This window comes from Streptomyces sp. NPDC127068 (assembly GCF_042724695.1).
In the GTDB taxonomy this organism is placed as follows: Bacteria; Actinomycetota; Actinomycetes; order Streptomycetales; family Streptomycetaceae; genus Streptomyces.
This window is the reverse complement of record NZ_JBHXEN010000002.1, coordinates 159,017-175,608: the sequence shown is the minus strand read 5'-3', so window position 1 is coordinate 175,608 and position 16,592 is coordinate 159,017. Positions and strand designations below refer to the sequence as shown.

The following is a 16,592-nucleotide window of genomic DNA, read 5'->3' as shown; positions in this document are numbered from 1 at the left end:
CCGCAAACACCGGCGACTCCTCCCACAACTCCCGCGCCATACCCACCCACTGCGCACCCTGCCCCGGGAACACGAACACCGTCCGACCGGTGGCGAGTTCGCCGCCGCGGACCAGGGTGGGCGAGGGCAGGTCGTCGGCGAGGGCCGCCAGGTCGGCCAGCAGGGCGGTGCGGTCGCCGGCGAGGGTGACGGCGCGCCGGGGGAACGTGGCCCGGGTGGTCGCCAGGGCCCGTGCGGTGGCGTCGAGGTCGAGGTCCGGGTGGGCGGCGAGGTGCTCGTGCAGGTGCCTGGCCCGCTGCCGCAGGGCGTCGCGGTCGCGGCCCGACAGCAGCCACGGCACGGGCACGGTCCGCGCGCCGGGCTGCTCGGGCTCGGTCCCTTCCGCCGGGTCGGCTTCGGCGTGTTCCAGGATGACGTGCCCGTTGGTTCCGCTGATGCCGAAGGAGGAGACCGCGGCCCGCCGGGGCCGTCCGTTCTGCGGCCACTCCTCGGGCCGGGTGACCAGCCGCACGGCGCCACTGGTCCAGTCGACCTGGCTGGTCGGGTGCGCGGCGTGCAGGGTGGGCGGCACGGTGCCGTGCTGCATCGCCATGACCATCTTGATCAGGCCGCCGACGCCGGCGGCGGCCTGGGTGTGCCCGATGTTGGACTTCAGCGAGCCCAGCAGCAGCGGCCGGTCCGCGGGCCGGTCGCTGCCGTACGTCGCCAGCAGGGCCTGGGCCTCGATCGGGTCGCCGAGGGCCGTCCCGGTGCCGTGCGCCTCGACCACGTCCACGTCCGTCGGTTCCAGCCGGGCATCGGCGAGGGCGCGGCGGATGACCCGCTGCTGCGCCGGGCCGTTGGGCGCGGTGAGCCGGCTGCTCGCCCCGTCCTGGTTGACGGCGCTGCCGCGCACCACCGCGAGCACGGGGTGGCCGTTGCGGCGGGCGTCGGAGAGGCGTTCCAGCAGCACCATGCCGACGCCTTCGCCCCAACCGGTGCCGTCGGCCTCGTTCGCGAACGACTTGCAGCGCCCGTCGCCCGCGAGTCCGCCCTGCCGGCTCATCTCCAGGAAGGGGGCCGGTGTCGACATGACCATCGCACCGCCGGCCAGGGCCAGGGAGCACTCCTGGCGGCGCAGCGCGTGCGCGGCCAGGTGCACGGCGATCAGCGAGGACGAACAGGCCGTGTCGACGGTGACCGCCGGCCCTTCCAGGCCGAAGGTGTACGAGATGCGTCCCGAGGCCACGCTGTCGGACATGCCGTTGCCGATGTAGCCCTGCACGTCCTCGGGGACGCTGTTCAGGCGCAGCGCGTAGTCCTGGTACATCACTCCGGCGAACACGCCGGTGTCGCTGCCGCGCACGGTCGTCGGGTCGATGCCGGCCCGTTCGAACGCCTCCCAGGTGGTCTCCAGGAGCAGCCGTTGCTGCGGGTCCATGGCCAGGGCCTCGCGCGGGGAGATCCCGAAGAAGCCCGGGTCGAAGTCGCCGACGCCGTCGAGGAAACCGCCCTCGGCCGCGTAGGTGGTGTTGGGCCGTTCCCGGTCGGGGTCGTAGAGGGTCCCGATGTCCCAGCCGCGGTCGGTCGGGAACCCGGTGATGGCGTCGGTGCCCGTGACGACCATCCGCCACAGGTCCTCGGGGGTCCGCACCCCGCCCGGGTAGCGGCAGCTCATGCCGATGACGGCGACGGGCTCCCGGTGCCGGGACTCCACTTCGGCGAGGCGCTTGCGGGTGTGGTGCAGGTCCGTCGCGACCCGCTTGAGGTAGTCGCGGAGCTTGTCATCGTTCACGTGATCGTCTGCCTTCGGCCAGCCGGGTGGGGACGGTTCGGTGCGCACTCACGACGTGCCGAGTTCGTTGTCGATGAAGTCGAAGAGGTCGTCGTCGCTCGTCCCGTCCAGGCGTTCTTCGAACAGGTCGCTGTCGGGTGCCGCGCCGGCGCGCAGCTTGGCGAACAGGGCCTGGAGCCGGTCCAGGACCTCGGGTGCGGCGGGCGCGAGGGAGAGCGCCTGCTCCAGCCGGTCGATCTCGGCGAGCCCGGCGACGGCCGTCGGATCGTCCGCCGGGGCCAGCTCGCCGAGCAGGTGCCGGGCCACGGCCTGCGGGGTGGGGTAGTCGAACAGCAGGGTCGCCGGGAGCCGGAGTCCCGTCGCGGCGTTGAGCCGGTTGCGCAGTTCGACCGCGGTGAGCGAGTCGAAGCCGAGTTCCAGCAGGCCCCGTCCGGCCTCGACGGCGGCCGGGTCGGCGAAGCCGAGCACGGTGGCGGACTGCACGCGGACGAGGTCGAGCAGGGTGCGCTCGCGGACGGTCGGGGACTGTCCGGCGAGGCGCTGCACCAGGGTCTCGGCGCCGCCGGTGCCGGCTTCGCGGCGGGCCGGCGGGCGGACCAGGCCGCGCAGGAGCGGCGGGTAGCCGCTCTCCGCCATCGCCGTCAGGTCCAGCCGGACCGGCAGGACCGCCGGTTGGTCGGCGGCCACGGCGAGGTCGAACAGGGCCGTGCCGTCCTGCGGGGAGAAGGCGAGGATGCCGCCGCGGGCGATGCGCCGCAGGTCGGCCTCGTCCAGGGCGCCGCTCATTCCGCCGGTGGTGGCCCACAGGCCCCAGTCGAGGGTGGCCGCGGGCAGTCCCCGGGCCCGGCGGCGCTGGGCCAGGGCGTCGAGGAAGGCGTTGGCCGCCGCGTAGTTGCCCTGGCCCATGCCGCCGAGGACGCCGGCGATCGAGGAGAACAGCACGAACGCCGACAGGTCCCGGTCGCGGGTGAGTTCGTCCAGGTGCACGGCGGCGTCCACCTTCGGGCGCAGCACCCGGTGCAGGCGTTCGGGCGTCATCGCGCCGAGCACGCCGTCGTCGAGCAGTCCGGCGATGTGCACCACTCCGGTGAGCGGGTGCCGTGCGGGCAGGTCGGCCAGGAGGGCCGCCAGTTGTTCGCGCTCCGCGGCGTCGCAGGCGACGACGTCGAGGTGGGCGCCGAGGCCGGCGAGTTCGGCCCGCAGTTCCGCGGCGCCCTCGGCTTCGGGGCCCCGACGGCTGGTGAGCACCAGGCGTCGCACCCCGTGCGCGGCCACCAGGTGGCGGGCGATGTGCCGGCCGATCGCTCCGGTGCCGCCGGTGATCAGGACGGTGCCGCCGCGTTCCCAGACCGTTGCGACGGGTTCGGTGCGCGGGACCCTGGCCAGGCGGGCCCGGTGGGCCGTTCCGTCGCGCAGGGCCAGTTGGGGTTCACCGGCCGCCAGGGCTCCGGGCAGGGCCGCCACGGAGGCGGTGCTGTCGTCCAGGTCGACGACGGCGAACCGGCCGGGGTGTTCGGTCTGCGCGGTGCGCAGCAGGCCCCACACCGCGGCGTGGGCCAGGTCCGGCACGTCCTGTTCGGGGGTGACGGCGACCGCGCCGCGGGTCACGAACAGCAGCAGGGAGCCGTTGAACCGGTCGTCGGCCAGCCACTGTTGGACGAGGTCGAGGGCGTACTCGGTGGCCTCGCGCACGGCGGTCGGTTCGTCCCGTCCGGTGGTGGCGACGGTGGGGATCTCCGCCAGCACCACGGGCGGCGTCGGTGCGGATCCGGCGAGTTCGGTGAGGTGGGCGGCGGTGCGGGTGAGGCCGGCGGCGGCCCACCCCGCGCCGTCGCCGAGCACCACCCAGTCGGGGGCGGTCTCGGTCCGGGCGGGCCCGGCGGGCCATTCGACGCGGAACAGGTCCTCGTACGTGCCCCGGGACCGTTCGGCGCCGATCTGCTGCGCGGCGACGGGCCGCAGTTCCAGCGAGCGGATCGACGCCACCGGGTTGCCGAGGGGGTCGGCGGCCAGGACCTCCACGGCGGACCGGCCGACGGGCCGCAGCCGGATGCGCAGGGAGGTGGCGCTGGCCGCGTGCAGACGCAGGCCGTTGAAGGAGAACGGCAGCCAGCTCTCGGTCGAGCCGGCGAGCACGCCGAAGGTCAGCGCGTGCAGGGCACTGTCCAACAGGGCCGGGTGCAGGGCGTACCGGTGGGCGTCGGTGTGCTGGGACTGCGGCAGGGAGGCTTCGGCGTACACCTCCTCGCCGCAGCGCCAGGCGGCGTGCAGCCCCTGGAACGCGGGGCCGTAGGCGAAGCCGCCCTGGGCGAAGCGCTGGTAGAGGCCGTCGACGTCCAGCGGCTCGGCGTCCGCCGGCGGCCAGGCCGTCAGGTCCTGGGCGTCCAGCGGGTCGCCGGTGGTGAGCAGGCCGCTGACGTGCCGGGTCCACGGCTGGTCGGGTACGTTCCGGGGCTGCGAGTGCACGGTGAAGGTGCGCGCCCCGTCGTCGCCGGGTGCGCCGACCGCGATCTGCACCTGCACCACGTCCTGCGGGGCGAGGGCGAGCGGTGCTTCCAGGAGCAGTTCCTCGACGCGGTCGCAGCCGGCCCGGTCGCCGGCGTGGACGGCGAGTTCGACGAACGCGGTCGCCGGGAACAGTGCGGTGCCGAGGATCGCGTGGTCGGCGAGCCAGGGGTGGGTGCGGGTCGACAGCCGGGTGGTGAACAGGAACCCCTCGCCGTCGGGGAGTTCCACGGTGGCGCCCACCAGGGGGTGCCCCGACCCGGACGGGTCGGCGCCCGCCGGGTCCACGGGTGCGGCGCTCGCCTCCAGCCAGTAGCTCTCGCGCTGGAAGGCGTACGTCGGCAGTGCCGGGTGGCCTCCGGCGGCGGGGAAGAAGTCCGCCCAGCGGACGTCGACGCCGAGGGTGTGCAGCTGGGCCAGGGCCGTGGCCACCGAGGTGGTCTCGTCGCGGTCCTTGCGCAGCAGCGGCACCAGGGCGCCCGGGTCGAGGTCGGCGTCGTCCAGGCAGTCGCGGCCCATCGCGGTCAGCGACTGGTCGGGGCCCAACTCGACGAAGCGGGTGGCGCCCTGTTCCGCCAGGGCGCGCATGCCGTCGTGGAAGCGGACCGCCTCGCGCACCTGGGCGACCCAGTGGCCGGGGTCGGTCAGTTCTTCGGCAGTCGCGACCCGCCCGGTCAGGTTCGACACGACCGGAATGCGCGGGGCCCGGTAGTCGATGTCCTCCGCGACCCGGCGGAACTCGTCGAGCAGGCCGTCCATGTGCGGCGAGTGGAACGCATGGCTGACGGTGAGCCGGCGGGTCTTGCCGCCGAGGTCCCGCCAGCGCGCGGCGACGTCGAGCACGGCCGCCTCGTCGCCCGACACCACGGTGGACGCCGGCCCGTTGACGGCGGCGACGGCGACGCGTCCCGGCACCCCGTCCAGTAGGGACCGGGTCCGTTCCGGGGAGGCGTTCAGGGCGACCATCGCCCCGCCCTGCGGCGCGTTCTGCATGAGGCGACCGCGGGCGGCCACCAACCGGGCCGCGTCGGGCAGCGACAGCACGCCGGCGACGTGCGCGGCGGTGAGCTCGCCGACCGAGTGGCCGAGGAGCAGCCCGGGGGTGACGCCCCAGTGTTCCAGCAGCCGGAACAGCGCCACTTCGAGGGCGAACAGCGCCGGTTGGGTGTATTCGGTGGTGTCCAGCAGCGCGGCGGCGGGGGAACCTTCGGCGGCGAACACCACCGCGTGGACGGGGTGGTCGAGCAGGACGTCGAGGTGCGCGCACACGGTGTCGAACGCGTCGGCGAAGACGGGGTGGGCGTCGTAGAGTTCCCGGCCCATGCCCGGCCGCTGGCTGCCCTGCCCGGCGAAGAGGAAGGCCGTCCTGCCTTGCGTCGGCCGGCCCTGTACGACGCCCGGTGCGGTGCCGCCGGTGGCGATCGCCCGGAGCCCTGCGAGCAGCGCTTCCCGGTCCTCGGGGTGCGGGGGCACCACGGCCGCCCGGTACTCGAAGGCGCTGCGGGTCGTCGCGAGGGCCCGCCCGGTGTCGGTGAGGGCCGGGGCGGGTTCCCGGACGGCGTACGCGAGCAGTTGCTCGGCCTGGGCGCGCAGGGCCCGGTCGCTGCGCGCGGAGATCAGCCACGGGGCCGTCCGGTGCGCGCCCCGGTCCGGGGTCGTCGTCTCGTCGGGGACGTGTTCGATGACGGTGTGGGCGTTGGTGCCGCTGACGCCGAAGGAGGACACCGCGGCGCGGCGGGGGCGGCCGGTCTCGGGCCAGGCGGTGTTCTCGGTCACCAGTTCCAGGGAGCCGGACGACCAGTCGACCAGCGGGGTGGGCCGGTCCACGTGCAGGGTGCGGGGCAGCGTGCCGTGGCGCATGGCCTCGACCATCTTGATGACGCCGCCGATGCCGGCGGCGGCCTGGGCGTGGCCGATGTTGGACTTCAGCGAGCCCAGCAGCAGCGGTCGGTCCGCGGGCCGGTCCGGCCCGTACACCGCGAGCAGTGCCTGTGCTTCGATCGGGTCGCCGAGCCGGGTGCCCGTGCCGTGCGCTTCGACGGCGTCGATGTCCGCCGGGGTGAGTCCCGCATTGGTGAGCGCCTGGCCGATGACGCGCTGCTGCGAGGGGCCGTTCGGGGCGGTGAGCCCGTTGCTGGCGCCGTCCTGGTTGACCGCGGAACCGCGGACCAGGGCGAGCACGGGGTGACCGTGCCGCCGCGCGTCGGACAGCCGTTCGAGTACCACCACGCCGGCGCCCTCGGCCCAGGCGGTGCCGTCCGCGGCGGCGGCGAACGGCTTGCACCGGCCGTCGGTGCTCAGTCCGCGTTGGCGGCTGAACTCGACGAACGAGCCGGGGGTGGACATCACGGCGACCCCGCCGGCGACCGCGATCGTGCACTCGCCGCCGCGCAGCGCCTGCGCGGCGAGGTGGATGGCGACCAGCGACGAGGAGCACGCGGTGTCCACGGTGATCGCCGGGCCCTCCATCCCCAGCGTGTACGCGATCCGACCGGAAGCGACGCTGCCGGCGCTCCCGAGGCCGAGGTAGCCCTCCAATTCCTCGGAGGGCTGCTGCACCCTGGCTCCGTAGTCGTGGTAGCTGGAGCCGACGAAGACGCCGCCCCGACCGCCCTTGAGGGTCAGCGGGTCGATCCCGGCCCGCTCGAACGCCTCCCAGGTGATTTCGAGCAGCAGCCGCTGCTGCGGGTCGATCGCCAGCGCCTCGCGCGGGGCGATGCCGAAGAACGCCGGGTCGAACTCGTCGGCGCGGTGCAGGAAGCCGCCCTCACGGGTGTACGAGGTGCCCAGTTGTTCCGGGTCGGCGGAGTACAGCAGGTCGAGGTCCCAGCCGCGGCCCCCGGGGAACGGGGAGATCGCGTCGGTGCCGTCGACGACCAGTCGCCACAGGTCCTCGGGCGACTCCACGTCCCCGGGGTAGCGGCAGCTCATGGCGACGATGGCGATCGGGTCGTCCACCGGGGCGGTCGGCACGGGCGTCGGCCGCGCCGCTTCGGTGCCCGCGGGGGCCGTGCCCAGCAGCTCGTTGAGGTGTCCGACCAGGGCGGTGACGGTGGGGTGGTCGAACGCCAGGGTCACCGACAGCCGCAGCCCGGTGGCGGAGGCGATCCGGTTGCGCAGGTCGACGGCGGTCAGCGAATCGAAGCCGAGGCTCTGGAACGCGCGCCCGGGTTCGACGGCGGCCGGGTCGTCGTGGCCCAGCGTCTGGGCGACCTGGGTGCGCACCAGGGCGTGCAGTTCCTCGTCGCGTTCCGCGGCGGAGAGCGCGGTGAGGCGCCCGACGAACGAGGCGCCCCCGTCGCCGTCGCCGAGTCCGGAGTTCAGGAACGGCACGGCCTCGGGCAGGTCCCGCAGGGTGGTGTTGGGCCGCAGGGTGACGGAGGCCCGGGTGAACTGCTCCCAGTCGAAGCCGGAGACGACGAGCCGGGTCTCCCCCGCGGTGAGCGCCTCCTGGAGGGCGGTGAGGGCCAGTTCGGGTTCCATGGGCCGCAGGCCCGCGCCGACCAGCCGGTCCCGGGAGGAGGCGGCGGCGCTGTCGCCGGCCCACAGGCCCCAGGCGACGGAGGTGGCGGGCAGACCGCGCGCGCGCCGCTGCTCGGCCAGGGCGTCCAGGTAGGCGTTGGCCGCGGCGTAGCTGCCCTGACCGGTGCCCGGCAGGGTCGCGGCGAGGGAGGAGAACAGGACGAACGCGGTCAGGTCGGCGTCGCGGGTGAGGGCGTCGAGGTGGGTGGCGGCCCGGGCCTTCGGGTCGAGGACCCGTACGGCCCGTTCGGGGGTGAGGTTGTCGAGGACTCCGTCGTCGAGCACACCGGCGGCGTGCACCACGGCCCGCAGCGGGCGGTCGGCGGGCATCTCGCCCAGCAGCGAGGCCAGCTCCGCCCGGTCGGTGACGTCGCAGGCGACGGCCACCGCCTCGGTGCCCAGCGCCGTCAGCTCGGCGAGCAGGTCGGCCACGCCGGGGGCGTCCGGGCCCGTGCGGCTGGCGAGCACGATCCGGGGGGCGCCGGCCCGGGCGAGCCAGCGGGCGACGTGCGCGCCGAGGGCGCCGGTGCCGCCGGTGATCAGGGTGGTGCCCTCCGGGGCCCAGCCCGGTGCGGTGTCCGGGGCGGTCTGGGGGGCGGCGTGCACCAGACGGCGGGCGAAGACGCCGCTGGAGCGGACCGCCACCTGGTCCTCCCCGTCGAGGCCGGCGAGCACGCTCACCAGCCGGGCCAGGGCCCGGTCGTCGGGGTGCGCGGGCAGGTCGACGAGGCCGGCCCAGCGCTGCGGGTACTCCATGCCCGCCACCGCGCCGAGGCCCCAGACCATGGCCTGCTCGGCGCCGGTCACCAGGTCACCGCGGTGCACGGCCACCGCTTCGGTGGTGAGGGCCCACATCGGGGCGGTGACGCCGGCGTCGCCGAGTGCCTGCACCAGGGCGGCGGTCAGGGCCAGGGCCGCGGGCAGCGCGGCGTCCGCGGAGTGCGGCGCGGCGGTCGGAGCGAGCAGGGACAGCACCCCGTCGGGGGCGCCCGCGGCAGCGTGTGCGCACAGCACGGCGGCGAGGGTCGCGCGGTCGTCGTTGCCATCGGCGTCGACGGGGACGGTGACGGTGCGGGCGCCGTGCCGGGTCAGGGCGGCGGCGCAGGCGGTGACGAACGGTTCGGCGGCGGCAGCGGCGGGGACGACCAGCCACCAGGTGCCGGACAGCTCCGGGGACCCGGCGGGGGCTTGGACCGGCGCCCAGGTGACCCGGTAGCGCCAGGTGTCGACGGTGCCCCGGTCGCGGCGGTCGCGGTGCCACGAGGAGAGCGCCGGCAGGACGGCCTCCAGCGACTGCCGGGCCTGCTCGTCGGCGAGTTGCAGGGTGGTCGCGACGGTGGCGAGGTCCCCGTCCTCCACCGCCGTCCAGAAGCCGTGGTCCGCGCTGCCGTTGTCGGACGGGCCGGCCTCGGCATCGGCGGTCGGCGGCTGGATCCAGTAGCGGCCGTGTTCGAAGGCGTATGTGGGCAGCTCGGTGCGGCGGCCCCCCGTGCCGGTGAGGGCGGCGTTCCAGTCCACCGGTACGCCGTGTGCGTGCAGGGTGCCCAGCGAGGTGAACATCCGGGCGAGGCCGCCGTCCCCGGTGCGCAGGGTGCCGGTGACGCAGCCGTCCACGTCGGCGGCTTCCAGGGCCTGTTGGAGCCAGACGCCGAGAGCCTGATCGGGGCTGATCTCGACGAACACGGTGTGCCCGGTGTCGAGCAGCGAGGTGAGGGCCGCGCCGAAGGCCACCGGTTCGCGCAGGTTGCGGTACCAGTACGCGGCGTCGAGGGTGGTGGTGTCGACGGGGGCGCCGGCGACGGTGGAGCAGAACGTGACGTCCGCCGGGCGCGGCACGACCTCGGCGAACGCGGCGCGCAGTTCGTCCCGTAGGGCGTCGACCTGCGGGGAGTGGCCGGCGAAGTCGACGCCGGGCAGCGGCCAGCACATGATGCCCTCGTCCGCGAGGCGGTCGCCGAGCTCCCGCAGCGCGGCCGGGTCGCCGGAGACGCTGACGGAGCCGGGGGCGTTGACCGCGGCGACGGAGAGCCGGTCGGCCCAGGGTGCGAGGTGGTCGGTGACCCGGTCGACGGACGTGGCGGCGAACAGCATCCCGCCGTGGCCGACCAGGGGCAGCAGGGCCTTGCTGCGCAGGGCGATGAGGCGTGCGCCGTCCTGGAGGGACAGCGCGCCGGCGACGACCGCCGCCGCCACCTCGCCCTGGGAGTGCCCGATGACGGCGTCCGGACGTACGCCGTAGGACTGCCACACCGCGGCCAGTGACACCATCACCGAGAACAGGACGGGTTGGATCACGTCGACGCGGTCCCACTCGGCGCCCGCGCGCACCTCGGCCAGGAGCGACCAGTCGACGTGCGGGGCCAGTGCCGCCTCGCACTGGGCCATCCGCTCCGCGAACACCGGCGACTCGTCCAGCAGTTCGCGGGCCATCCCGGCCCACTGCGGGCCCTGCCCGGGGAAGACGAACACGGTCCGGCCGGGCACGCCGACGAGGCCCTGGGCGAGGTGGTCGGCGGCCCGGTCCTGGGCGAGCGCGGTCAGGCCGGCGAGCAGGGAGGCGCGGTCGTGGCCGGCGACGACGGCGCGGTGTTCGAACGTGGTCCGGTCGTGCAGCAGGGAGTGGGCGACGTCCGCCGGGCGCAGCTCGGGGTGGTGGCTGAGGTGGTCGGCGAGCCGGTGGGCCTGGCCGCGCAGGGCGCCCGCGGTCCGTGCCGACAGCGGCCAGGCCACGGCCGGGTCGGGTCCGGCGGCCGGGTCGGGCTCATCGGCCGGGTCCGGCGCGTCGGCCGCGGGTGCCTGTTCGATGATGACGTGGGCGTTGGTGCCGCTGAGGCCGAAGGAGGAGGCGCCCGCGCGGCGGGGGCGGTCCTCGGCCGTCCACGGCCGGGCCTCGGTCAGCAGGGCGACGGCGCCGGAGGACCAGTCGACGTCCGGGGTCGGCTCCGCGCAGTGCAGGCTCCGCGGCAGCAGGTCGTGCCGGAGCGCCTGGACGAGCTTGATGATCCCGGCGACGCCGGAGGCGGCCTGGGTGTGCCCGATGTTCGACTTGACGGAGCCCAGGAGCAGCGGCCCGTCCGCGGGCCGGTCCTGCCCGTACGTGGCCAACAGCGCCTGCACTTCGATCGGGTCGCCGAGTCGGGTGCCGGTGCCGTGCGCCTCCACCACGTCGACCTCGGCCGCGGCGAGGCCGGCGGCGGCGAGGGCGCTGCGGATGACCCGTTGCTGGGCGAGGCCGTTGGGGGCGGTGAGGCCGTTGCTGGCGCCGTCCTGGTTGACCGCGGAGCCCCGGATGACCGCGAGTACGGGGTGGCCGTGGCGGCGGGCGTCGGACAGGCGTTCCAGGACCAGCACGCCGGCGCCCTCGGCGATGCCGAAGCCGTCGGCGTCGGCGCCGAAGGACTTGCAGCGGCCGTCGCGGGCCAGTCCGCGCTGGCGGCTGAAGCCGGTCAGTGACAGCGGGGCGCCGAGCACGGTGACGCCGCCGGCCAGGGCCAGGTCGCATTCGCCGCTGCGCAGCGACTGGGCGGCCAGGTGCAGGGCGACCAGGGAGGAGGAGCAGGCCGTGTCGACGGTGACGGCGGGCCCTTCCAGACCGAGGCTGTAGGCGACCCGGCCGGACAGGACGCTGGTGGACACCCCGGCGATCAGGTGGCCCTCGATCTCCTCGGGCACCGCGTGGCCGCCGTACCCCTGGTAGGCGCCGCCGGCGAAGACTCCGGTGCGGCTGCCGCGGAGCGCCGCGGGGCTGATCCCGGCGCGTTCGACCGCTTCCCAGGAGATCTCCAGGAGCAGCCGTTGCTGGGGGTCCATGGCGAGCGCTTCGCGCGGGGAGATGCCGAAGAACGCCGCGTCGAACGCGGCGGCGTCGTGCAGGAAGCCGCCCTCCACGGTGTACGTGGTGCCGGGCCGGTCCGGGTCGGCGTCGTAGGCGAGGTCCCAGCCGCGGTCGGCGGGCAGTGCGGTGACGGCGTCGCCGCCCGCGACGAGCAGGTCCCACAGCTCGTCCGGGCTGGTGACGCCACCGGGGTAGCGGCACGCCATGGCGACGAGGACGATCGGGTCGTCGTCGGTGGCGACGGTGACGGGCACCGGTGCGGCGGCGCTGGTGGAGCCCAGCAGCAGTTCACCGACGTGGCGCCCGAGTGCGGTTGCCGAGGGGTAGTCGAAGATGACGGTGACCGGTAGCCGCAGTCCGGTCGCGGAGTTGAGCCGGTTGCGCATGTCGACGGCGGTCAGCGAGTCGAAGCCGAGGTCGCGGAAGGCCCGGTCGGGGTCGACCGCGGCGGCCGAGTCATGACTGAGGACGTCCGCGGCGTGACCGCGGACGAGGTCGGTCAGCATCCGGTCGCGGTCGGCCGGCGGGGCGTCGAGCAGACGGTTGCGCAGGACCGCGGCGGCGCCCTGTTCGTCGGCGCCGTGCGTCTCCTGGGCGGCGTCCAGGACGCGGCGCACCTCGGGCAGGTCACCGATGAGCGGGCTGGGCCGTACGGAGGTGAAGACCGGGGCGAAGCGCGCCCAGTCGACGGCGGCGACGGCGGTGACGGTCTCGTCGTGGTCGAGCACGCCCTGGAACGCGGTGAGCGCCACGGCCGGCGACATGAACGGGACGCCGCGGCTGCGCAGTTGTTCCTCGGCGAGGTTCTCCGCCATGCCGCCGCCGTCGGCGGGGTCCCAGATGCCCCACACCACGGAGGTGGCGGGCAGACCGCGGCTGCGGCGCTGCTCGGCGAGGCCGTCGAGGTAGGCGTTGGCCGCCGCGTAGGCGCCGTGTTCGCCGCTGCCCCAGATCGCCGAGATGGAGGAGAACAGGACGAAGGCGTCCGGTGCCTGCTCGGTGAAGACGGCGTCGAGGTTGTCGGCTCCGGTGACCTTGGCGTGCAGGGTTTCGGCGAAGTGGTCGGGGTTCGTCTGCGCCAGCGGCAGCAGTACCCCGGTGCCGGCGGCGTGGATGACGGTACGGATGTCGGCGCCGGCGCGGCGCACCCCGGCGACCAGGGCGGCGAGGGCTTCGCGGTCGGTGACGTCGCAGGGGGCGAGGTCGACCCGGGTGCCGCGCTCGGCGAGCTCGGTGACCAACTCGGCTGCTCCGGCGGCGGTGTCGGCGCGCCGGCTGACCAGGACGAGGTGGCGGGCGCCGCGCTCGGCGAGCCAGCGGGCGACCTGGAGGCCCACGCCGCCGGTGCCGCCGGTGATGAGGGTGGTGCCGTCGGGGCTCCAGGGGCGGGCGTCGGAGCCGTCGCCGTGCTCGGACCGCACCAGCCGGCGCCCGTGGGTGCCGGTGCTGCGGACGGCGACCTGGTCCTCGTCGTCGAGTCCGGCGAGGACCTGCCGCAGTCGGTCGGCGGTGCGTTCGTCGAGGGTGGCGGGCAGGTCGACGAGCCCGCCCCAGCGCTCGGGGTGTTCCAGTGCGGCGACCCGGCCGAGCCCCCAGATCAGGCTCTGGGCGGGGCTGGTGAGCGGGGCGGCGCCGGCGTCGACGGCCCCGGAGGTGGCCCACCACAGGCGGGCGGTGCAGCCGGCGTCGCCGAGGGCTTGCAGCAGCACCAGGCTGAGCGCGGTGCCGTCGGTCATCTGCGCGGCCCGCCGGTGCGGCGTCTCGTCCAGGGCGAGCAGCGACAGCACCCCGCTCACGGGTGCGGGTTGCTCGGCGAGCAGGGCGCTGAGGCGTGCGGTGAGCGTCGCCCGGTCGTCGTCGGTCGCGGCGAGCGGCACGGGGACGACGGTGACACCGGCGGCGGTCAGCAGGTCCGCGCAGGCCGCGGGCAGCGGGTCGCCCTCGGTGGCCGCGGAGGTCACGAGCAGCCAGGTGCCGGTGGGGGCGGCACCTGGGCGTCCGGTGAGCGGCGTCCAGTCGGTGCGGTAGCGCCAGGAGTCGGCGGTGGCCCGTGCTTCGTGCTGGCGGCGCCAGGCGGCGAGCGCGGGCAGGACGGCGTTCACGGTGTCACCGGCGTCCAGGCCGAGGGCGGCGGTGAAGGCGGGCAGGTCCTTGTCGCCGACGATCTGCCAGAACACGGCGTCGGCGGGGTGCTCGGTGGGGGCGTCGGCGGTTTCACCGGGCGGGCGCTGGAGCCAGTACCAGCGGCGCTGGAAGGCGTAGGTGGGCAGTGCGGGCGCCCCGGTGGCCGTGTCGGGGAACAGGGCCCGCCAGTCGGGGGCCAGTCCGCGGGCGTACGCCTCGCCGAAGGAGGTCAGGAAGGTGGCGAGGCCGCCGCGGTCCCGGCGTAGCGTGCCGACGGCGGCGGCGTCGATCCCGGCCTCGTCGGCGGTCTCCGCGATGCCGTAGGTGAGCACGGGGTGGGGGCTGGTCTCGACGAAGAACCCGTAGCCCTCGTCGAGCAGTACGCGGGTGGCGTCGGCGAAGCGGACGGTGCTGCGCAGGTTGCGGTACCAGTAGGCGGCGTCCAGTTCCGCGGTGTCCGTGAAGGACACGTCCACGGTGGAGAAGAACGGCACCTCGCCGCTGCGCGGACGGATGTCGGCGAGCACGTCCAGCAGTTCGGTCCGGATCTGCTCGACGTGTGCGGAGTGGGAGGCGTAGTCGACGTCGATGCGGCGGACGCGGACGTCCTCGGCCTCGTAGCGGGCGATCAGTGCGTCGACGGCGGCGACGTCCCCGGCCACGACCGTGGCGGCGGCACCGTTGACGGCGGCGACCGACAGCTGTCCCGGGCGGTCGGCGAGCGCCTGCTCGACCTGTTCGCGGGGCAGCGCCACGGAGGCCATGGCGCCTCGGCCGGCGAGGGCCCGCAGCGCACGACTGCGCAACGCCACCACCCGCGCCCCGTCCTCCAACGACAAACCACCCGCCACCACCGCAGCCGCAATCTCCCCCTGCGAATGCCCCACCACCGCATCCGGCACCACACCAAACGAACCCCACAACTCCGCCAACGACACCATCACCGAAAACAACACCGGCTGCACCACATCCACCCGATCCCACTCACCACCCCCCCGCACCACCTCACCCAACGACCACCCCACAAACGGCCCCAAAGCCGCCTCACACTCCACCATCCGCGCCGCAAACACCGGCGACTCCTCCCACAACTCCCGCGCCATACCCACCCACTGCGCACCCTGCCCCGGGAACACGAACACCGTCCGACCGGTGGCGACCGCGGTACCGCGCACCAGGTGGGCGGCCTGCTGGTCGGCGGCGAGGGCGCGCAACCCCTCGCGGAGTCCGTCACGGTCGGCGGCCACCACGACGGCGCGGTGTTCGAAGGAGGTGCGGGTGGTGGCCAGGGCCCGGGCCACCGCGGCGGGGTCCTGGACCGGGGTGCGGTCCCACTGGGCGAGCAGGGCGCGCGCCTGGGCGCTCAGGGCTTCCTCGGTGCGCGCGGAGACGACGTACGGCAGGGCTCCGGTCACCGGTGCGGCCGGTTCCCCGGTCGGGGTTTCGGCTTCGGGTGCCTGTTCCAGGACGACGTGCGCATTGGTGCCGCTGACGCCGAACGCGGAGACCGCCGCCCGGCGCGCCCGGTTCACCGGTGTCCAGTCGCGCCGTTCGGTCAGCACCCGTACCGCGCCGGAGGTCCAGTCGACCTGGGGGGTGGGCTCGTCCACGTGCAGCGTCGCCGGCATCACCCCGTGCCGCAACGCCTCCACCATCTTGATCACCCCACCCACACCAGCGGCTGCCGAGGTGTGCCCCACGTTCGACTTCAACGACCCCAACCACAACGGCCGCTCCACCGCACGGTCCTGGCCATAGGTCGCCAACAACGCCTGCGCCTCGATCGGATCACCCAACGAGGTGCCGGTGCCGTGGCCCTCCACCAGGTCCACGTCCGCCGTCGACAGCCGCGCGTCCGCCAACGCCGCCCGGATCACCCGCTGCTGCGCCGGACCGTTCGGCGCCGTCAAACCGTTCGACGCACCGTCCTGGTTCACCGCCGAACCACGGATCACGGCCAGCACCTGATGGCCGTTCGCCACCGCGTCGGAGAGCCGTTCGAGGAGGATCATGCCGACGCCCTCGGACCAGATGGTGCCGTCGGCGGCGCCCGCGTAGGCCTTGCAGCGCCCGTCGGGGGCGAGGGCCCGCTGTCGACTGAACGACACGTACGCATCGGGGTCCGCGGTGATGGTGGCACCGCCGGTCAGCGCGAGGGAGCACTCCCCCGCCCGCAGCGACCGGACGGCCAGGTGCAGGGCGACCAGCGAGGAGGAGCAGGCGGTGTCCACGGTCAGCGCCGGCCCGGACAGGCCGAGCACGTAGGACAGCCGGCCGGAGATGACGCTGCTGGTGGTGCCGGTGTGGAGCAGGCCCTCCACCTCGGGGACCCGGGCGCAGCCGGCGCCGTAGCCGCTCATCATCGAGCCGACGAAGACGCCGGTGGCGCTGCCCCGCAGTGCGGCCGGCACGATGCCGGCGCGTTCCAGCGTCTCCCACGCGGTTTCCAGGACCAGCCGCTGCTGCGGGTCCATGGCGAGCGCCTCGCGCGGCGAGATGCCGAAGAACGCCGGGTCGAACTCGCCCGCGTCGTCGAGGAATCCACCGCCCCGCGTGTACGAGGTGCCCGGGTGGTCCGGGTCGGGGTGGTAGAGCCCGTCGACGTCCCAGCCGCGGTTGCGCGGCCATTCGGTGATCGCGTCGATGCCGTCGTGCACCAGGTCCCAGAGCCGCTCCGGCGAGTCGGCGCCGCCGGGGAAGCGGCAGCTCATGGCCACCACGGCGATGGGCTCGTGGCGGGTGTCCTGCTCCTCGCGCAGCTGGCGGCGGGCCTGGCCGAGGTCGGCGGTCGCACGGCGCAGGTACTCAAGGAGCTTGTCCTCGTTCGGCATC

Annotated in this window: 2 protein-coding genes; both read right to left on the bottom strand. The window is 75.0% G+C overall.

Annotated elements, in window-relative coordinates; all coding sequences use genetic code 11:
* Window positions 1–1,822 (bottom strand): type I polyketide synthase (locus ACFWIA_RS01920; RefSeq protein ID WP_386999406.1); only part of this gene is annotated, 1,822 nt, incomplete at its 3' end.
* Entirely contained in the window at window positions 1,823–16,591 is a 14,769-nt protein-coding gene (locus tag ACFWIA_RS01915) for a type I polyketide synthase (RefSeq protein WP_386999404.1), read from the bottom strand.
* Window position 16,592 lies beyond the last annotated feature (1 nt).

What these genes read in the sequence shown, in the direction of transcription:
- ACFWIA_RS01915 (WP_386999404.1), bottom strand. Translation starts at nt 16,591, where the DNA reads ATGCCGAACGAGGACAAGCTCCTTGAGTACCTGCGCCGTGCGACCGCC.